At 37.6% G+C, this 20,954-nt stretch carries 17 protein-coding genes; 16 read left to right on the top strand and 1 reads right to left on the bottom strand.

The window, feature by feature from the left end:
- The first annotated feature begins 619 nt into the window (after positions 1-619).
- The 12 genes from DOK79_RS07675 to DOK79_RS07730 all read left to right on the top strand — a co-directional run bounded on the left by DOK79_RS07675 (position 620) and on the right by DOK79_RS07730 (position 16,562).
- Positions 620-1,531 (top strand): helix-turn-helix domain-containing protein, encoded by a 912-nt coding sequence (locus tag DOK79_RS07675; protein WP_206855555.1) that lies wholly within the window; start codon positions 620-622, stop codon positions 1,529-1,531.
- Positions 1,532-1,635: 104 nt separating this feature from the next.
- A complete protein-coding gene (locus tag DOK79_RS07680; RefSeq protein WP_277989375.1) occupies positions 1,636-3,207 on the top strand; it encodes a peptidoglycan DD-metalloendopeptidase family protein in 1,572 nt (523 codons plus the stop codon).
- A gap of 11 nt (positions 3,208-3,218) precedes the next feature.
- Positions 3,219-3,995, top strand: a complete 777-nt coding sequence (locus DOK79_RS07685) for a DivIVA domain-containing protein (protein ID WP_206855557.1) — start codon at positions 3,219-3,221, stop codon at positions 3,993-3,995.
- 13 nt (positions 3,996-4,008) lie between these two features.
- Complete coding sequence (locus tag DOK79_RS07690; protein WP_206855560.1) at positions 4,009-4,680, top strand: DivIVA domain-containing protein; 672 nt, start codon at positions 4,009-4,011, stop codon at positions 4,678-4,680.
- Positions 4,681-4,692: 12 nt separating this feature from the next.
- On the top strand, positions 4,693-4,848 hold the full coding sequence (locus tag DOK79_RS07695) for a hypothetical protein (RefSeq protein ID WP_206855563.1): 156 nt from the start codon (positions 4,693-4,695) through the stop codon (positions 4,846-4,848).
- An 800-nt stretch (positions 4,849-5,648) separates the two neighbouring features.
- Entirely contained in the window at positions 5,649-7,376 is a 1,728-nt protein-coding gene (locus DOK79_RS07700; protein WP_242543262.1) for a SpaH/EbpB family LPXTG-anchored major pilin, read from the top strand.
- 25 nt (positions 7,377-7,401) lie between these two features.
- On the top strand, positions 7,402-12,252 hold the full coding sequence (locus DOK79_RS07705; protein WP_206855565.1) for a SpaA isopeptide-forming pilin-related protein: 4,851 nt from the start codon (positions 7,402-7,404) through the stop codon (positions 12,250-12,252).
- 2 nt (positions 12,253-12,254) lie between these two features.
- Positions 12,255-12,989 carry a pilin N-terminal domain-containing protein gene (locus DOK79_RS07710; RefSeq protein ID WP_206855568.1) on the top strand — a complete coding sequence of 245 codons (735 nt, stop codon included), beginning with the start codon at positions 12,255-12,257 and terminating at the stop codon, positions 12,987-12,989.
- Positions 12,990-13,291: 302 nt separating this feature from the next.
- A complete protein-coding gene (locus DOK79_RS07715) occupies positions 13,292-15,028 on the top strand; it encodes a class C sortase (RefSeq protein WP_339093274.1) in 1,737 nt (578 codons plus the stop codon).
- A gap of 61 nt (positions 15,029-15,089) precedes the next feature.
- Positions 15,090-15,407, top strand: coding sequence for a hypothetical protein (locus DOK79_RS07720; protein WP_206855572.1), 318 nt, complete (start codon positions 15,090-15,092; stop codon positions 15,405-15,407).
- A gap of 38 nt (positions 15,408-15,445) precedes the next feature.
- On the top strand, positions 15,446-15,946 hold the full coding sequence (gene lepB / locus DOK79_RS07725; protein ID WP_206855575.1) for a signal peptidase I: 501 nt from the start codon (positions 15,446-15,448) through the stop codon (positions 15,944-15,946).
- Positions 15,947-15,974: 28 nt separating this feature from the next.
- Positions 15,975-16,562: a hypothetical protein gene (locus tag DOK79_RS07730; protein WP_206855578.1), complete on the top strand. Its 588-nt coding sequence runs from the start codon at positions 15,975-15,977 to the stop codon at positions 16,560-16,562.
- Positions 16,563-16,897: 335 nt separating this feature from the next.
- Here the strand turns inward: DOK79_RS07730 and DOK79_RS07735 are convergent, their stop codons facing one another.
- Positions 16,898-17,806, bottom strand: a complete 909-nt coding sequence (locus DOK79_RS07735; protein WP_206855581.1) for a helix-turn-helix domain-containing protein — start codon at positions 17,804-17,806, stop codon at positions 16,898-16,900.
- Between the two features lie 614 nt (positions 17,807-18,420).
- On the opposite strand from DOK79_RS07735, the gene DOK79_RS07740 reads away from it, so the two are divergent.
- The 4 genes from DOK79_RS07740 (at position 18,421) to DOK79_RS07755 (ending at position 20,883) form a co-directional block, all read left to right on the top strand.
- Positions 18,421-18,741, top strand: a complete 321-nt coding sequence (locus tag DOK79_RS07740) for a PTS sugar transporter subunit IIB (protein ID WP_206855584.1) — start codon at positions 18,421-18,423, stop codon at positions 18,739-18,741.
- Between the two features lie 19 nt (positions 18,742-18,760).
- Positions 18,761-19,078 carry a PTS lactose/cellobiose transporter subunit IIA gene (locus DOK79_RS07745; RefSeq protein WP_019723249.1) on the top strand — a complete coding sequence of 106 codons (318 nt, stop codon included), beginning with the start codon at positions 18,761-18,763 and terminating at the stop codon, positions 19,076-19,078.
- 28 nt (positions 19,079-19,106) lie between these two features.
- On the top strand, positions 19,107-20,360 hold the full coding sequence (locus tag DOK79_RS07750) for a PTS sugar transporter subunit IIC (RefSeq protein WP_206855586.1): 1,254 nt from the start codon (positions 19,107-19,109) through the stop codon (positions 20,358-20,360).
- Positions 20,361-20,481: 121 nt separating this feature from the next.
- Complete coding sequence (locus tag DOK79_RS07755; RefSeq protein ID WP_206855589.1) at positions 20,482-20,883, top strand: MmcQ/YjbR family DNA-binding protein; 402 nt, start codon at positions 20,482-20,484, stop codon at positions 20,881-20,883.
- The last annotated feature ends 71 nt before the right edge of the window (positions 20,884-20,954 follow it).

Genomic DNA, 20,954 nt, shown 5'->3' on the forward strand with positions numbered 1-20,954 from the left:
TTATGTGAGGAGTGTCCTTATTTTCTGAGGAAGTTGAGTCTGGAACACCTTCGTTTTTTTTTGAATAGAGAGTTGAGACTAAAGGTATAAATTGTTTTTTTCAGGAAAATTAAAAGAGTTGTGATACAAGGAGTAATAAACTTTTTGAATCAAGATAAAAAAATAGACCCCATCACTTGTAGGCAATTTAATATTTTATAGGATGTGAGCGACTGATTTCTTGGGCTCAAATTGATAGATGAAGAATGCCGGAGACATCTCTTTAAAGAAAAATCAGTCTGTGAGTATCTTTTTGAAAGCGTAAACATTTGTTTAATTATACATGAGAAAATGAGAAAAAAATAATAAGTGTCAAATCTGATACTTTTTAAGTTGTGATAAAATCAAATGTTTTTTGAGCATTTCTTCAACGTTGAGCGACTATTTTTGCTGTTGAATCAGATAATAACTGAATACCAAAAATAAAAAAACTTAACAAAAACTTATATTGATTTGACGTTTGAACCGATTTCTTTTGCTTTTTTTAGAAAAGGAGTTTCAAATATGATACTAATTTCTTTTTTTGGAAAAAATGAGTATAAAGTACTAGAAAATGTAACTGTTAAAAAGGATGAACGCGATGGGAAAAAAATCCTCAGATAGAGACTTAAATTTAGGTAGTGTGCTGAACGAGATACGTAAAGAAAAGAAAATTTCAACAAAGGTGATTTTTAATGCAGGAATCACTCGTCCAACTTATTATCGTTTTGTACGTGGCGATAATGATTTGACTGTAACAAATTTTTTTAAAATCATTTCTATTTTGGGTTTAGAATTATCCGAGTTTCAAGGACTATCTCCGATTTTTACAGAAGGATACAAAGCATTAGAAAAAAATTTGGCACAAGCAACTTCAAGGTTGGACTATAAAGAGATTGAAAGAATCAAAAATGAAGCACTCGACCTATTTAGAAAAACAGATGTACTGGGGTATCAATATGTGTATTGGCAAGGAATGGTCACCTTGACACATTTAAGGAATGAAAAGTCATTGCTTTTGGACATCGCTAAACAAATCAGAGATTATCTCAATTCGATCGATCTATGGACAAACGTAGAATTAAAATTGTTTGCTGCAATTGCAGAAACGTTAGATTTTGAAGAATATGATTATTTTTTCAAAAATTTTCTCAAACGCAGAGAAAATAAGTTAGAGGAAATCGATTTTGTTGTACTGGATTTATTATATTTAGGATACTTTGAGACCGCATTAGATAGCAAAAATATCAAACATCTTGAAGAAGCGCTTGCGTTTATAGCAGCGCGTAAAACGAATCGATACAACTATCGATTTAGAGTATGGAAAATTTTTATTCGGGTAACACGCACTTATTTAAATAAAGATTATCTACAAGCGATTGAAGAATACAACGAATTACGGAGAATCGTTGAGTTGATTTTTTTTGAAGAACATATTGTTGAATTTGAACTGAAAACTTTAGAGAACTTATGGGTCAAGGTCAATGCTATACCTACAAAATTTTTGGACTGAAAAGCAATATAATCTGTAACTAAAAGGACGATATTCATGTGAATATTTTAGTTATGTCAGAAGTCAAAAAAGTAAGTGGAGCTAACAGAACTAGGGGTGAAGAGATGAAAACGGAAAAAATCCTGTTTAAAAATGAACGAATGATCGTGTTGGGAAGTAAGGAGCGAAAGAAGCTATTAAAAACAAAAAAAATGGTTGGAACAGTTATTGTTGCGAGTACATTTATAAATTATTTTGGCAATGGGATTGTTTTGGCAGATGAGTTAGGCAGTGAAATCAGTAGTCAGACGGAACAAGGATCGAATCAAGTGAATACCGAAGTGCCTGGAGAAACATCTGTAGAAACACCAGAAGTAGCGACAGATAACCCCGTACCAGTAACACCGGAAACACCTAAAGAAACGCCGGCACCAGTAATACCGGACGCACCTAAAGAAACGCCGACACCAGTAATACCAGAAGCACCTAAAGAAACGCCAGCACCGGAAACACCAGAAGCACCTAAAGAAACGCCGACACCAGTAATACCAGAAGCACCTAAAGAAACGCCAGCACCGGAAACACCAGAAGCACCTAAAGAAACGCCAGCACCGGAAACACCAGAAGTACCTAAAGAAACGCCAGCGCCAGAAACGCCGGAAGCACCTGAAGAAATGCCGGTACCAGTAACACCAGAAGCACCTAGAGAAACCATTCCACCGGTGTCATCGTCAGCAACCACTGGTACACCAGAGCTGAACGATCGATTATCGAGTGAGACTACGTCAAATCCCATTGATTTTGAGAAAAGTGAGACCACTGAATCATTTATTGAAAAAATTGGGGAAGATGCTCGCGAGATTGCCAAAGAAAATGATTTGTACGCCTCGGTAATGATCGCCCAAGCGATTTTAGAATCTGGTAGTGGGACAAGCCAATTAAGTCGTACCCCCTATTATAATTTATTTGGGATCAAGTCAGATTCACCCAATCATTCTGTCGTATTTGAGACACAAGAAGATAATGGTCATGGGGAACTTTCAACAATCCAAGCAAGCTTTAAAGTCTATGATTCTTATAAAGAGAGCTTAGTCGATTACGTGAAACTCCTAAAAGAAGGATTGACATATGATCCTGAATTTTATTCGGGCGCATGGCGTAGCAATACGGAAACGTATCAAGATGCGACACTTTTTTTAACTGGGAGATATGCAACCGATATTTCATATAACGAAAAATTAAATGAGTTGATCGAAATGTATGAATTAGAAAAATATGATTCTGAAGCGACGGATGCCATTGATAATGCTGGCGATTACATGAAACCGCTAGAAGAGTACGTAGTAACTAGTAATTTCGGTATGCGAGGAAATGAATTTCATCGTGGGATCGATTTAGCTGCGCCGGCTGGCTCGCCCATTGTTGCAAGTCAGTCTGGAAAAATCGTTACGGCAGAATACCATCCATCATGGGGGAACTATGTAGTGATTGCTCATGAGGATGGAAACTTCACCTTATACGCACACCAAAGCTTATTTATTGTAAAAGCTGGACAAGAAGTGGCAAGAGGCAGTGTCATTGGCTATGTTGGTTCAACAGGGAATTCCACTGGCCCACATTTGCATTTTGAGTTTTCAACTAGTGTGAATATGACTCAATCTGATTTGGTGGATCCACTAAAAATATTTAATCAGTAAAGAGGTGTTTTATGAAATTTAAAGCAGAACAAGTCAGAAGGATCACTTTTCCAACCGCATCTTTATCAGGGTACAAAAAACAAGATGTCGATGATTTTTTAAAACATGTAGCAGATGATTATACAATAATGGAATCTGAAGAAAACTTGTTGGATAGTAAAATACAACTTGTTGAGATCCAAAAAAAAGAGCTGGCTCAAGAATTTGAAGAAAAAGAGAAACGCTATTTAGAAGAACTTGCTGGGAAAGATAAAGAAATCTCACAAATGTCAGCTAAGTTAAAAGAGATTGGTGAAGACGAAAACGAAATCAATTCGAAAAAAAGAAGCTTTGAAGATACGTTGATCATTGCACAAGATGTCGCTTTTAAAATTGAACAAAAAGCGAAAGTCGAAGCCAAACAGATCGTCACAGACGCATTGATCGAAAAAGATAGAATCGTTAAAGATGCGAATATTGAAGTTGTTAGAGTGAAAGAAGAGGCCTTTAATCTTTTAGCTGAAGCAAATGCAAACTTAAATGATGCGGATCGTCAGTATAAAAAACAAATGAAAGAGCTTGAATTGGAGAAATCTAAAGCAGTTGAAGATACCGCGAAAGAAATCGAGTATTTAGAACAAAAGAAGCAAATGATGTTGAAAGAAATCGACGGGCTTGAAACAGATGCTAAAAATGTTCGTTTCCAAATCATTTCGGAATATCAACGTGCAATAAATAATTTATCAGATGAAAAGTGGCAACGTTGGATGAGCTCAGTAAAAAATTCGATCGATAATGTAGGTGAATGATTTGGAGAATGAAATGAATGGATCAAATGTAAAAAATATCACGTTTAAAACAAGTCTTTTTGGTGGTTATGCAAAATCAGAAGTCAATGTTTTTTTGGAGAGTTTTCAACAAGAGGTTGCCCGGTGGAATAAACAGGTTGAGGACTTAAAATCAGAAAATGAACAACAATCGAAAGAAATCGAAAATCTGAAGCAAGCCAATGAAATAGCTTCAGGGATTTTAACGGAAAAACTAAATATCATTGAGACTTTAAAAGAACAACTTTCTGAGCAAAAAGAGCTTGAAAAGACGCAAGAAATTATTAGACAAACGCTTGAGGAAGCTGATTTGTTCGCTCAAAAGCTGATTAAAGAAGCAGAAGAAAAACGCGACTTACTGTTGAAGAAAGCAGAAAATGAGCTTCTGCAAATGTATGCGCAAGAAGTTGAAGCGCAGGCGCAAGCAGAAAAAGAACTTGAGGAACAAAAACGTCAACTGGCGAAAGAAGAGGACCGATTAAAAGGGATCAAAGATAGTTTGATCGACGCATTACTAGAGTTTGGAGAATTCCAAAAAAATGCCGTGCGTGAGTTCAATGACAATATCACGAAGTTAGATGGAAAACCAACAGTTGAAAAAAAAGCGATAATCAGAGAATTAAAACGAGTTGAAGGAAAAAAACGAACGATCAAGAAAAAAGCATAGGAGGGAGGAACGATGAGAAGCCCCAATAGTGCTTTTTGGAAAGAAAGAGTCGCAGAGTTAGAAAAATTGACGGATGGAAAAGTAGTATCTATACAGATTTTAAAGGAATTAAGTTTTTTGAAAAAAATGGCTGAGTTTGAACTTAACGTAAGGAAATCCGAAAAATAGAGTGACTTTTCATTCAAAAACTAGTTTAATCGAACAGAATGTATGTTAGAAACCTTTTACATCGATAATTGACAGAAGCTGTTGTCAGTCAAAGAGGAAACCACCAGTTTATATTGGTGGTTTTAATTTTGCCCTAAATGACTGAAAGAAATCAAATTTCCAAAAAATGAAACATTGTTATTTTATTCAGTGAAGATCACATCTATAGAAGTACAGATTTTAACTAGGATGAAACATCTGAAAAAAGATTTGTTTTTAAGTGATGAAGTGATTGTTGAGGAAACTTCAGATTATTCTCTCAGATTGAAAATCAGAAAATGAGTTTTAGCAAGTTGCCCAATGACTCAGCCAACGTAAAATAAATGAAATAAAATTTCTGTAGTTTTATTATATATATAAATAACTGATTCATGCGTATTTTTTTTATTGGAAGAACATGAAAAAATAATGTAGAAAAGAATAAAAAATAAATGAAAATACAATGAAAAATAAATTGAATTCTCAATTATTTGCTTTTTATGTGTTTTTTTTGGAGCGCTAAACAAATAGAAACAATTGTTATTTAAATTATTTTAACCATATAAAATAGCTGTTTTGGTGGTATTATTAATATTTCGTTCAATTATATAATAGTTATTTATTTATAAAAAGTATCATTTGCGAAACTTTCAAGAACGTTACGTATTTTATATATTATTCTTACCTCAGTTAGGAAATATAGCATCATCAAAAAATCTTAAAATGACACGCGACTAAACCTAACACGATTAAATTTTTTTTGTATAAGTAGGAGGAAGAAGATGGATATGAAGAAAAATTCAAAAAGAAAAGTGTTATCAGGTTTATTGTTTGCAACGACATTATTATCAATCGGGGTCACTGCTGGGGGAGCAGTTCACTTTTTAGATGGAGAAATAGTAGCAGCAGAAACAGTAAATAATCCAGTAGCAGATACAACTTCAAAACGCTCATTAACGATTTGGAAGTACGCAGTAACAGATAACAGTGAATTAGGTACTCCAGGAGATGGGACAGCTAAAAATCCAGAGAAAGATGTTATTCCAGGGATCAAATTCAAAGTGGAACGTGTCAAGAATGTTTCGGGGAAAGCTTCCTTGACCGATCCAAAAAAACAAGTATTAGGCACTGATTATACAATCGATAGTACCTTTGCTGCCCAAACGATCACAACAGATTCCAATGGTCAGGCAGTACTTGATTTAGGTACAGGAAAAGCAAATGATGGCATATACCTAGTCACAGAGCTAGCTGATGACCGCACAGGTTCAGATCTAGCTGCAACTAACGGTAAAAAAGTAGAAACACCAGCAGCACCATTTTTCGTGTATGTGCCTCAAACAAGCAGAACAGATTTGTCTTCATTGATTTATGATGTACAAGTTGAACCAAAAAATATTTTAGAGGATCTAATCGAGCCGGTTAAGATGATCAATGATGAAAAAGGTGATTCTGTACGAGCTGGAGAAGATTTTGAATGGGAAATGACGACAAATGTTCCTGCGGGATTATGGCAAGTAGCTAGCCAAGATGGCACGCTCGATATTTTAGATGCAAATGGGAATGTAGTTGATACCGTTGATATGGTGAAAGGCCAACCAATCATTTACCGCGATGCTTCAGGTGTATTAGAACCAAACTTTTCAATGGTCGATACCTTAGACAAGCAATTAACTTATCTGAAAGATAGTGCAAAAATGCAAGTACGCAAAGATGATGCAAGCGAATGGGTTGATTTAGCTGCAGCTGATTATACTGTTGCGTTTGACGAAGCAAGCAATACGCTAACAACGACTTTGACTGAAACGGGATTACAAAAAGTTGGAACTGCAGCTAATGGCTATACACAAATCCGCACGATCTTAGAAACGCATGTAGCGGAAAATTGGAACGGTATTTTAGAAAATACCTTCACGGAACATCACCAAATTCCTGGTCAAAAACCAAAAACAACTACACCACCGCCAACAACAAATCCAAAATACTATACAGGTGGATTTGACTTGAACAAAACAGCCGAAGATACAAAAGCGGCTTTGGCAGGTGCAGAATTTAAAATCGCATTAACTGAAAGTGATGCAAACAATAAGATCTTTTTAGCAGACGATGGCAAATCCTATGCAGAAGATGCAACATTACCAGCAGGCGTCAGCTATTTGACTTCAACTTCAGATAAAGACGGCAAGGCACAATTCAACGGATTAGCGTTAGATTGGGTAGATGCGAACAACAACAACTACGTGGAAGAAAATGAAGTAAGTCGTGACTACTGGGTAGTGGAAACGAAAGCGCCAGAAGGTTACGAATTACTAAAAGAAGCCCAAAAAGTAACAGTTACGTTAACAACAGAAAATGATGGAAATGTTGAATTAGATGTCGTTGACAAGCCTAAAACAAAGTTGCCATTTACTGGGGGACAAGGAACAACGATGTTAGTTGCGATTGCGTTAGGTGCAATTGTGATTGGTGCTGCAGTAGTTGTCATTGATAAAAAACGTCAAAAAGTTTAGTAAGCGCCATGGAAAGGAGTAATCAATGAATACTAGATTTTTTAGTTTTAAATTTAAGACTCCTCTGTTGGTAATCATTTTAGCGATTATACTTAGTATAGTCGCTAAAATTGCTATAGGGGGTCCACTTCTAGCAAAAGAAAATGCAAATTTAGTTGAAGTTATCAATAATGATCAGACCGTATTGACAAAAGACAGTCGACTGACAGAAGAGATGGCAACAGTCACCATCAAAAGTAATGAGAATCGTTTGCTTGTTTTACCAGCGAATGGGGATTATACAGTGGCGCTGTTTGAAGACGATCAAGAAAAGCCGCTTCAGACAACATCAGCTGATACGTTTAATCAAAACGATGAACTTCTTCGTTTGGGCATTGGGCAAACAGTGTCATCGACCACTGAACAAGCAAGTGAAGGACAAGTAGAAGTAACTACAAGTGATGCCGTCTCAGTCGTGCCACAGGAAGATCCCACTCATTCCGAGATCTACTTGCGTTTAGTCAAAGATGAGCCAATCACACTTGTTTTCCGAGACTTGAAAAAAGATCTCAGCCTTATAGCGACAGATGTCTATTCGCAAGAGTATCAGACAATGTTCCAATGGCTGAAACCAGTGGAGAACATTGAAGCGACGGTTGAAACTGAACAAAGCAGTCAAGTTGCTAATAGTAGCGAAGCAAGTAGCCAAGCAAATAGCAAAGAAGAAACGATCCCTTCTTCAACAACAGAGAATACGGAGAGCGTGACTAACAAAGAGGCGACAGAACCGGTATCAGAAGACATCGATTACAACAATGTCATCGTAGCAGATACGAAACCAACGAAAATGTCTTTGAATCAATTGTTAGAAAAAGCTTATCCTGCTGAAGATTCTTTAGTAACGCCTAAATTAATATCAGCAACCGTAGCCGATGCAGCAACATCAGGTGAAGGAATCATCATCTCGGATGCGAAGTTGGCGATAAATACGGGGACAGCTACGTTTGATACAAATAATAATCCTGGTTACGACAGCTCTGCAACGAATAATATTGTTCGCTCGAATGACCAGATCTTGTATAAAATCGGCTTTTCTGTTCAAACATTAGCAAACAAAAATTATACGGATATTCGGTATCGTGTCGTTAGTGAGTTGCCGAACGCAGTGACTTTAGTGAATGGGAAAGCCTTCATGAATGCTGAGATCGCTAATGGTAATTTACTTGATACCGCTGCGAATGATGGAACGAAATATTCGGAAGGTGTTATGGAGTCGACGATCAGTGATTCAGGACAAATTTTTGTACCTGTAGTGGTGAACACATTCGGCGCTGCGAATGGGACAAAGTTCAAACCAACTTTCAAGTTACAGATCGTGGATGCGTTAAACCAAGATACTGGAGAAGTCGAAACGTTTAATAAAAGTTACACGGTTGAGCAATTTAGTGTGCTAGATGTACCAGAAACAATCGTTTCATCTAAAGCATCAGTATCAGCTAGTTTGGTTCGTGGCGAACAAAGTGATTTTCAACTTTACAAACCTGGAGCAACGAACACTGATTTAGTTTATGATCTAGGGTTGACGATCCAGCTGACGAATTTAAAAGATCGAAGCAATGGTGATTTGAGAGGTTCGACGTATCCACAAGGCGAAATTTCGTTCAACATGAACCAAAAAGTCACGAGTACAAAAAATGGGACAATCACGACAGTCGATAAGAGTCTGTACGATTCAGCACAAACCCGCTTTTATTCAGTGACAAATGCAAATCGTTCGGCAGCGAGTTGGCAAACTACAAATCCTGGAGCAGCCTATGCAAGCACATTTAGTCCTACAAGATTGAAAAATGCACTGGCTGTACCGCATGGAAAAACACAACAAGTGTACTATGCGCAACCGTCAGGTGATCGCACGAAGATCGGTGTATTCAATTCTGGCGATCTATCAGTCAGCTTAGGATCTTATCAAGAAACTTGGAAAGTCAAGAATTACGCTGGTATCAAAAACCCGTATACCTATACGACTGTGGGGAATGAGTATACCAATCAAGCGTTTGTCAGTGCTGAATTTATCTTCAATTGGTATGATGCCAAGCTGAAACAATTGATGGTTGATAATCAATGGGAACATTATACGTTGAATCTAAGTATTCCTTCGATAACCTATGATGGGAATACAGTAGCAAACGATGCAAACTTGAATTTCAGCAGCTATTATATCCCTCCTGGGGCGATGACAGCTGGGCCAAATATCGTTGATTTAGATTTGCCTGACCCTGTGACTAATATCCGTCCGCCGGGCTACAATCAAGATATTGGTTTTACTGACTGGGCCAATAATATGGGGAAACCTTTGTTGATGCGCGGGCAGAAGACATATATTGGTGGTTGGCACATTCAACAATATCTACCTGAAAATACGAAATCAGACCAAATATTTCAGTGGAATACTAATGGGTACAAGTATGATAATTCCCGACAGCCTTATACGCAACGAACGGAGCCTGATAACTCTGCACGTTCGTATTTGACTTATGGTGTCAGGAAAAACGGCAATGCTATGCCTAGTTTGACGTTGACCAATACGACTAAACTTGCTGAGGCATACACCTGGTATCCTACGGTAGAAAAAGCACAAGCAGCTGGCGTGATCGGTGCAGTAAGATTCCAGTATCCGCTTGGTGACGTAACTTCCCTTAGTACTTGGAATGGTGTACCAGTTACAGTGATTGGAACCCCTGGATCAAAAGATAGTAATGGGAATCCTTATGTTGTTTTAAATGCAGCAGCGTTAAAGAAAGCCGATGATACAATCATTCGAAATCTACCTAATGGTGATAGTACGACTTTTATTCCTGCTGTTTGGAAAGCAGATGGCAGTGATGTGGAGGTTCCCTATAATACTAAGGGTGACACATTAGCCTTTAATATTGGAACCAATGCCTTTATCCAAGATTTTGGTATTACGACAAGTACGGAAGTTGCAAAGTCCTTGTACCAGACAACAGAGACCATTGATGTCAAAGTGCGAGGTTCATTGAAAGGCTCAACCGCGAATAATTATGATACTGCATTGAACACCACCCTACCTAAAGGAATCAACTATATTGCGGGTTCGGCAAGTGATGCAAGTGGGAAACCGATGGCTGATCCTGTAATCACTCAAAAATCAGATGGCACAACTGTCTTACGTTGGGTATTTCCAAAATCTTCGCTGGCAGTAGGAACAGAAGTCAATTTTAAAGCAGATAGTGATATTTCCAAACTGACGTTCAATGAGATGGGAATGGGGCAAGCGTTGAAGGTCGTCACAGTCGGTGAAATGTGGATATCTGATGACCCTAGTCTCAAAGATACGCGGTCAGAATTTTCACGATCTTCTCAAGATCAATTCAGCGAACAACTGCTTCAAGTCTTGACAGTTGATAAACGAGTGGATAAAACCGCTATCGAGACAGGAAATGCTGAGATGTCTCCATTAACGGAGAAGGATGCACAGACTGACTTCACTTATTCTATTACTTCAACGAATAATACAGTTGAAGAGGCACAGAAATATCGCTTGATGGATGTCTTGCCTTATGATGGCGATTCTCGTGGAACAGTCTTCCACGGTTCGTTGGAAGTAACAGACGTTTCGGTAGATAAAGCAGGCTATGAGATCTACTATACGACTAAAAAAGTCGATGAAAAAACGAATCCGAATAGCATTGATCTAAGTACTTGGACTAAATATACGCCAGGTACGACAGCTGTTGCCAATATCAAAAATGCCACAGGCTTTATGGTAACGAAGGATCGTATGGCACAGGGCGAGAGCGTTGAATTATCTATTCATGTCCGACCGGTGGATCAGTTGCCAGGGGATATTTATAAAAATGCGGCGACAATGAATGCCAAAATCGATCTGCCAGTTGAATCTCAAACAACGATGACTAAAGTATATGGACGTAATGTGACTGGTTTTGCCTGGGAAGACCTTGATCGCAATGGCTTATATAACTCAGAAGAACCGAAGAAAGCCGGTATTCCTGTGAAATTATATCGTACGAGTCTTGCAAAGCCCGACAAAATCACAGATCAACTGGTTGAGCATAACTTAAAAGGAACGAGCTTTGTTGACGAGAAAGGAAATTCAACTGTTTTAACGGATGCTGATGGCAAGTATGAATTTATGTATTTACCAGAAGGAAAATATGTCGCAGAGTTCCAAATTGGCGACCAAGTAGAAAAACATGAATTTTCTGTTACGACACCGATGGTCGGAAACGACCCATCCATCAATTCGAAAGCTAGTCAAACGACCTATCGAACGGGCGAATATGTCGCGGAACAATTGAGTAACTTACCAGGCATGATCACTTCAAAGGATAGTATCTATCATTTAGACTACTTGAACTTAGGGATCGTTGAAGCGAATTGTGATATTTATCTTTTCAAATATGAATCAGGTACAGCAGTAGATCAAGATAAAGATGGACAACCAGATGTTGATGGGGAGCATCAACTAGCCTCTGGCGTTTTACTAGACGGCGCAGAATTTGAGCTACATGAAAAAGCAACGGATAAATTGGTCCAAACGAATACAACAGATTCAAAAGGCCGAATCCACTTTTCAAAAATTCCTTATGGTGACTATTATTTGATCGAGACAAAAGCACCTGAAGGGTATGAGCTGTTAAAAGAAAAAATCGATGTAACTGTTGGGATCAAAGATCAAGTGAAGTATGTTTTTGCAGAAGATGATGTTGTGACAAAATTACCGTTTACTGGTAGCACGGATATCATCCAAGGGTTATTGATCATTTCTGCAAGTTTGACATTAGTTGGTTTAGTAGGCTTAGGTGTGAAATATCAGTGGGATGAAATGAATCGCAAGAAAGCAAGGAGGAAATGATCATGAAACGATTAAGCAACTTACGTATATCTATTCGTTCACTTTTGCTTTTAAGTGTGATTTTCAGCAACTTGCTAAGCTATGGGTTCACCTCCCCTGTATTTGCAGATGAAGGGACTTATCAGCTGACCGTTGTAAAATATAAACTCTCTGCTAAGGAACTAGATAACGGGATATTGCCATCTGAGCCAAGTGATTCATTGACGACAGAGGTGAAAGGTGAAGATGGACGTACCTTAGACCCATTTGCTGGGATAAGTTACCGTCTCGTAAAAGTGACACCAAGTAATAAGCAAGATGATCCTTTTACTGAAGTCGAAGGATTCCAACCAGTCGAAATCACTACTGATGCAAGTGGTCAAGCAACGGTTGCATTGCCAAAGGGATTATATGAAGTCACCGAATTAAGTAATAAAGGGTTGACGGTACCTGCGAAGCCGGTCGTAGTAGAATTGCCAATGGTGACAAAGGAAGGAAATCAAATCGATCACTTGTTTATTTATCCGAAATCCAGTGTGGTTGTGCCATCTACCAGTACAACGCCACCGGGAGCGAATCCGCCGGGTTCAAACCCGCCAACAAGTGAAACGACTAAAACAAGAATCCCGCAAACTAGTGGCAATATCGGAGAGCTATGGCCTGTCTATTTAACATTAGGATTTACTTTGATGATAGGGTTGATTGGAATAATGAACTTCCAACCACACAAAAAAGTAAATAAGGAAAGAAGAGGCTGAGCAATCTGCTAATAGTTATTTGTTAGGTGGATCGCTTTACGCAACGATTTCTAGTGATAGATAGAGGTTCCAGCACTTCTATAAGAATGATTTGAAAACTGCTGATGTAAACATATAAAGAAAATTGTATACACGAGGTACTAAGTAAAGAAAACGAAGAATGATCGATTCATGGTGTTTCTCTACCTAGTACCAGTGTATTCATATCGTTTAGTTTTTGTGTTTTTGAAAATGCATTAGAGAAAATGAGCGGCTAATTTATTTTCCAAAATATAGAAACAGGTGAAAAAGGAGGGGAAATCATGAATGAAAAGAAAAAAATCTCAGTTGCCTTTATTTTAGCGATTGTTTTGATTGTGGGTGGGACACTTACGTTACTCTATCCAATTGTTGGCAATTATCTTGCAAATCGTGAACGTAGCTCAGCAACGATTGGCTATGATCACGCACTTGAGAAGTTGACCGAAAAAGATATCGAAAATGAGTTCGAACGAGCGAAAGTATATAATGAACGACTATTTCAACAACAACAAGGAAAGGCAGTCAATTTAAATGAACTAGACTATAAGACACTCGTGAATTCGGCCGGTGTCATGGGAACATTGGATATTCCTTCCTTGGATATCGAAAAAATGCCTTTTTATCATGGGACAGATTATCTTACATTGGATCGCGGTTTGGGACATTTTGAGAAAAGCTCGATTTCAATTGGTGGTGAAAACACTCGATCAGTGATTACAGGTCATAGTGGCGTACAAAACCAAGTGCTCTTTACGGATATCATCAATCTAAGAGTCGGAGATTTATTTTTTATCAATGTTTTAGGCAAGCGATTAGCTTATCAAATCGAATCTTTCGAAGAAGTTTTACCGACAGAAGTGGACAAAGTCAAAATCCAACCGGGCAAAGATATGGTTACTTTATTGACTTGTACCCCACCAGGAGTCAACACCTATCGTTTATTAGTAAATGGCGTAAGAGTTCCTTATGAAGAAGCATTGAACAAACCAGTCGTTAAACGAAACTTTTGGAGTTATCAAAATGTTGTATTAGGGTCATTGTCATTATGTTTCCTGATATTTGCATGCCTCGTTTTACGTTATCGTTACTTAGTGAAACGATTTCGTTCAGATAATCCAGAAAAAGTTGAAACAGCCCGTAAAAAATTACGGCGCTTATACTTACTTACAAAAGGCTTTTTCGTTACGCTAGTCCTGGCAATGACTGTTTTATTAGGCGTAGCAATTTATGGGTATACACAAATTCAAAGACAACAAGAAATCGGAACGATCAATATCGGAGAAAATAGTGAATTAGCTGACTATAATCTGAAAAAAATATCCGAAGCTTCCTATACTGAAGAAGATATTGCTAGTGTGAACCTTGGGAATTATTCCAATGCTAAAATCAACTTCCAGCAGACTGTCAATGATTGGGGGATTGGTAAATTGATGATACCAAATGTTCAGATCGACTTACCTATTTTAGCAGGAATGAACAATGAGAATCTTATGAATGGTGTGGCAACGTACACAAAAAAGCAACAGTTGGGAATGGATAACTATGTACTGTTAGCACATAATATATTTGATCAAGATGTTTTGCTCAATCGTATTTCACAGTTGAATATGAAGGACAAAATCTATGCGACCGACTTCAAGGATCTTTACATCTACGAGGTCAGTTATAATGAAGTGGTAGAAGATACACAAGTAGAGTTGCTTGAATTGAAAAAAGCAGGAAGCAAAGCAATGATTACATTAGTGCGATGTGAAGGAGATATTGGTACGCGTTATCGCCGAGTCGTTCAAGGAGAATTGGTCAGTGTCAGAGGCATCAATGAGATGGATGAGACAGAGTTAGACGAAATCGGATTTGAGAAAAATAGTGAAACCATCGATGGAACGATCGTAAAAAATTCACCGATCGAGCCATTCAATGCAACAAGTATGGTCGTGGCTTCCAGAGTCGTTTCAGACCCATTGCAAACGTTGATCCCCATCGTTTTTTTTCTTACTTGTACCTGTGATCCTATTTAATATTGTTTAGTGGAGAGGTCGAGCTGTTAGACCTGAACCTATAGTATAAGGAGAGAAATAAATGATGATTAATGGAGTGATCCTGGTGATCATACTGGGGAATTTGTCTTATTTGACGTTTATCTTGATCAAGCAGATCCGATTATTGAATTTGAAACGTCGTGTGGCTGATCAGCCTCTTACACTGAAAAAGATAGGCATCTATCAAGACCAACTAATAAGAAAGCACATGTTTTCTTTAGTAGTTGTTAATCTATTGATGAGTATTGCATTGGTTTTATGTGTATACATGAATTTTGAAATACAAAATACCAGAATCAATGATCATAAAATGACCGTTGATTTATTAGAGCGTATAAAAGAGTTGACGGATACATGAGAATAGTACTTCGATCGTTGTAAAGGAGGTCTGTTTAGGTGCTGATTTGGTCAAAAGGGGAACTGAAAGAAAAGAAAAGTAGAACACTTTATTTTTTGATTATCCTATTGATGCTAGGGATTATTTTGTATGGAAGCATGCGCTACCGAATCCACAAAGTGCAGGGAGACTCAATGGATACAGCACTTCATTCAGGCGAAATGGTCATTGTTGATCGGTTGGCGACGATTGGTCGGTATGAGATTGTGGCTTTTGAAAATAAAAACTCAGATCATCTAGTGAAGCGAATCGTGGGGGTTCCGGGGGATCTAGTTGTCATAGATGATCTAAATCTAACGTTATATCAAGGAAATACAAATAAAGCACCTGCGTTGAATTTTTTGATCAGCCCAGAATCGGCAAGGGAAATGAAAAATATCGAGTATATACCTGCGGACACATTTTTTGTTTTAGGCGATAACAGTAGTGTCTCGGAGGATAGTCGAATTTTTGGACCCATACATCGTAAAGAACTTGAGGGGCGAATTCTCTTTAAATAGAGAAATTTTAAAGGAGTTAAGGTTGAACATGACGAAAAAAAAGAAAGATGGTTGGTTTTTCTCGAAAAGTTTATTAGATGAAATCCATCAAATCGACATTGAAGATGAAGAGATAGCAGAAGAAACGGAGCAAAACCAGAAAAGCAACACTGAAGCAACAATCGGATATACTTTTTTTACTGAAGAGAATAGGTCGCTACAACGCTCGAAAGTTGAGTCGCCAAATCCACCAGAGGAGTCAACATATATTGATAAAAAACAAGCAGTATCGGCTGAATCTTTAGTGGTTTATCAATCGTTAAAAAGCGAAACAGGAAAGGAACTAGTTGATAGTAGCCTTACAAATAAAAAACTTGAGGTCTTGCTGGCTATTGATCGGTCAACAGGGGATAAACCGCTTGGCCAAAGAAGGGTAGACCGCCATGTTGTAGCACAAGCAAATGTTAATAATGAATCAAGTGATGCAAAGCAAACAACAGCACATGTGGTTGAGCCTACATCATCAGTTGAAGCGAGTCTAGATACAGCAACTCGGCAAAAAAGAAGAAACAAACATGAGCAAGAAATCTTTTCTTTAACAGAACAAAATGGAAAACTTGTATATCGTAAAAAATAAGTTTTTCAGCAGTAACTCAAAGAGAATAGTTACTTCTATAGTATAGAAGGTTGAGGATCCTACGTGTGATTTCAACCTTCTATTTTTTTGTTTATTTTAAAATACTATTTCTTTAGTTTTAGGGTATAAAAAGATACCGACTTCCTATGTCTATAGAATATGCAAAAAGCACATCGTCTTTTAAAATCAAAATCGCTTGGTCATAAAAGACGATGTGCTTTTCATATCTATAAAGAACATGCGTAACTAAATGACTCTACCGTAACTTTTTGTTGTACAGCAATCCCATCCTCAACTGATCGAATAGGCTGCTGTAGGTTAGATGGGAATGTACGCTATTCTACAGGCATGAGAACGATTCGCCATACTTTATCCCATAACGTATTCAATCGATTGATTTCTAAAACGATTTTGTGCTCATCTTTAAAGATATAGATAATCATTTTTTTCAGTTTATCATACTTTTTTTGTCCATATTCGTGACTGCCCGCAAGTACATGGGTAACGGCCACTAGAAATAAACGCCATAGTCGAAATCGATAGTTGAATCTGTTAGGGTTTCGATTTAGGATGAAATTTGTTGCAGATTCAACATGAAGGATGTCTCTAGAGTCTAGCGCTGTTTCATAATAACTAAAAAACAATGAATCAAGAATCCATGGGTCAAATTCATCTTCAAATCTTTTATGACTTAATAAAAAATTTTTGAAAAAATGATCGTACTCTTCAAATCGTAGTGTTTCTTCAATAGAAGAAAACAACCTCAACTCAATATTTGTCCATAAATCAATACTTTCCAAATGCGTTTTTATCTGTTGAACAACTTGTTCAAACTGTGCAGTGTCGTTCAGTAGACTTGCATAATTCAACGTTGCTTGCCAATGGATATAGAGATAGCCTAATCCATCTGTCTTGTTGAACATTTCCAACGATTCCTCTTTTATTGCCTTCACATCATAGCTATTTTTTTTTGATACAGCCACTGCTAACTTATTTTCTAAACTTTTATGTCCTTGTTTGATCAGGGGGATCAACTCTTCAAATTCAGTTAGTTCTATTCCAAGGATTTCAGTGATTTTGAAAAAATTGACAAGACTGATTTCACCTTCCCCTCGAACAAAACGATAGTAAGTAGGACGTGTGATTCCTGAAGAAAAGATTGTTTTTGTCGATATTTTTTTCTCTTTCCGTATGTCGTTCAGTAGCTCACCGAGAGTAAAATCTTTATAACCATTGTTAGTCACTGATTATAGCCTGCCTTTCATCCCTGTATTTACGTCACAGTTATTTTCTTTTCATGATAAAGTTATTCAAAAATCGAGTATAGACGATGTTTATCACAGATGACCCGTTAATTATATTATATTTACCTTATCTATTAGTAATCTTATTTTCCTTGAAAATTAATCAAAAATTAATAATAAGGTAGGTATTTCAATAGTTACGAACGTTATGTTTGACAAACGAAGTGAGATCAACAAAAAGTCGCCACTTAGAGAGTCTAGAGTAAATTGTTTTAAAAATAAAAAATCTAAGGTTCTGAAACAATTTAATCCCGCTAGATTTAGGAAAAACAGCTGGAAAACGGTTGTTAGAAGGAGAATTTGTACGAATAGAAAGGAAAGAAGGATAAAAGCCTGGGCAAACAGGAAGATAAGGCAGGTAAGGTGATAAGTGAAATCTAATTCTATGATTCAAAAAAACGCACACTAAAATTAGTGTGCAAAGGAAAAATCAGTGTGTGTTGAAACCGTTCTCTTTGAAAACCCTTTATTTATCAAGGAATTGAGTAATTTAAAAGTTGGCACGGTAATTGCTTATATAAAAGTGTAAGAATAAGAAAAGGAAGTGTTCGAAAATGGAAAAAAGAACAATCATGCTTGTCTGCTCTGCAGGAATGAGTACAAGTTTATTAGTGACAAAAATGCAAAAAGCAGCAGAAGAAAAAGGCGTAGAAGCAGACATCTTTGCAGTCTCAGCATCAGAAGCAGATAGCCAATTAGAATCAAAAAATGTAGACGTTTTATTATTAGGCCCACAAGTACGTTTCATGCAAAGTCAATTTGCTGAAAAATTAGCACCAAAGGGAATTCCATTAGATGTCATCAATATGCAAGACTACGGAATGATGAATGGTGCCAAAGTCTTAGAACAAGCAGAAACGTTGATCAATAAATAATAGAAAAAGAGGGAAGAAAATGGAAGATCAAAAAAATCTAGAAGCCATCATGGGATTGATCATGTTTGGCGGGAACGCAAAAAGCGATGCAATGGAAGCGATTGCTGCTGCGAAAAAAGGCGACTTTGAATTAGCAGATGCAAAAATCAAAGATGCAGAAGAGTCACTTGTTCAAGCGCATCATTCACAAACTGGCTTACTAACACAAGAAGCGCAAGGCGAACATATGGAAGTGACATTATTGACTGTCCACAGTCAGGATCACTTGATGACTTCGATCGCTTTTACTGATTTAGCGAAAGAAATCATCGATCTATATCGTCGAATTGAGGCGTAGATTTTAAAAAAGAAAAGAGGAGAAAGATATGGATAGCTTTGTAGCATTTATGGAAAAACATTTTATACCAGTCGCATCGAAGATCGGTGCGCAACGTCATTTAGTGGCAATTCGTGACGCGTTTATGGTCAGCATGCCATTGATGATTTTAGGCGCTTTAGCTGTTATGATCAATAACTTGCCAATTCCTGGTTTCCAAGAATTGATGAATTCGATTTTTGGCGGCGAAGCATGGAAAGGATTCGGTGCAGCTGCATGGAACGGAACGTTCGCGATTCTTTCTGTATTGATTGCTTTCTTATTAGCATATCATTTAGCAAATGGTTACCGTAAAGACGGCGTATCTGCCGGAGTGATTTCTTTAGGTTCATTTTTCGCACTAGGCGGCGCTCTAGGAATGAGTTCAAACGGATTATTTATTGCAATTATTGTGGGTATTATTTCAACAGAGATTTTTGTACGTTTAAGCGGAAATGAAAAATTGATCATCAAAATGCCAGACGGCGTGCCACCAGCAGTTGCGAAAGCATTTGCTTCATTGCTACCAGCAATGATCACGATCTCAGTATTTGCACTAGTCGCTGCGATCTTCGCTGCATTTGGTGTTGCTGATATTGTCGGTGCATTCTACACAGTAGTTCAAGAACCATTTATGGGTCTTGCTAACTCTTATCCATCTGCATTATTACTTGCATTTATTACACCGTTCCTTTGGTTCTTCGGACTTCACGGAGCAAACATGGTCGATCCATTGATGCAAACAATCAATGCGCCAGCGATCCAAGCAAACGTAGAAGCTATTGCTAATGGACAAAACGCACCATTTATCGTCAACAAACCTTTCTTTGACAGCTTTGTCAACTTAGGTGGTACAGGTGCGACACTAGGATTATTGATTGCGATCTACTTAGTAGGACGTAGAAATAAACCTTATATGGTCGTAACAAACTTATCGATTGCACCGGGTATTTTCAACATCAATGAGCCAACGATGTTTGGTTTACCAATCGTTTTGAATCCAGTGATGTTCATTCCATTTATTTTAACACCAATGGTTTTAGTAACTGTTGCGTACTTTGCGACATCAACAGGACTTGTGCCAGCAGCTACAGTGATGCCACCATGGGTTACACCACCAGTGATCGGCGGATTCTTAGCAACAAACAGTCTATCTGGTGCAGTATTATCTGCGGTCAACTTATTGATCTCAATTCTGATCTACCTACCGTTTGTTAAAGTAGCAACGATCCAAGAGATGAAAAAAGAAACATTAAAAGCTTAATAAAAATGCGGAGAGCCAATGCGTGCTCTCCGTTTTTTGCATTACTACTGTTATCGTTGCTATTTTTGGGAAAGCAACGTATAGTTTTTGTAAGCATTTTATTTCGTTAGGAGGCTAGTGTATGAATACTTTAGATATCCAAAAAAGGATCGAGCGATTCCAAGAATATGGACGCTCTTTACCGGCTGCCAAAGTGTATTTTCGTGAAGACTGGGAGACCCTTTATTTTGATTTATTAGGCAAGCAGTTTGGGATGATGAGCCCAGAAGCAAATGAAAAAGCACTGATCACGCTAAAACATTTTCCTGAAAAAAATGAAGAATTGCGGACGATATATCCTGAGATTATTATTCCTGGTTACTATGCGAATAAGAAACATTGGAATTCGATCATGTTAGCTAAAGATGAGCTATCAGATGAAGAAATCGAAAAAATGATTTTGATTTCTTATGAATTAGTGCTAGCGAAATTCTCTAAAAAACAACAAGAAGAAATCAAACACTCAGTGATAGAAGAGGATTGAATCCTTGAATCGGCAGAAATCATATTTTAGTTGATAAAAAAGGTCTGGAAATAGGGGAAACCTATTTTCAG

Source organism: Enterococcus sp. DIV1094, assembly GCF_017316305.2.
In the GTDB taxonomy this organism is placed as follows: Bacteria; Bacillota; Bacilli; order Lactobacillales; family Enterococcaceae; genus Enterococcus_B; species Enterococcus_B mangumiae.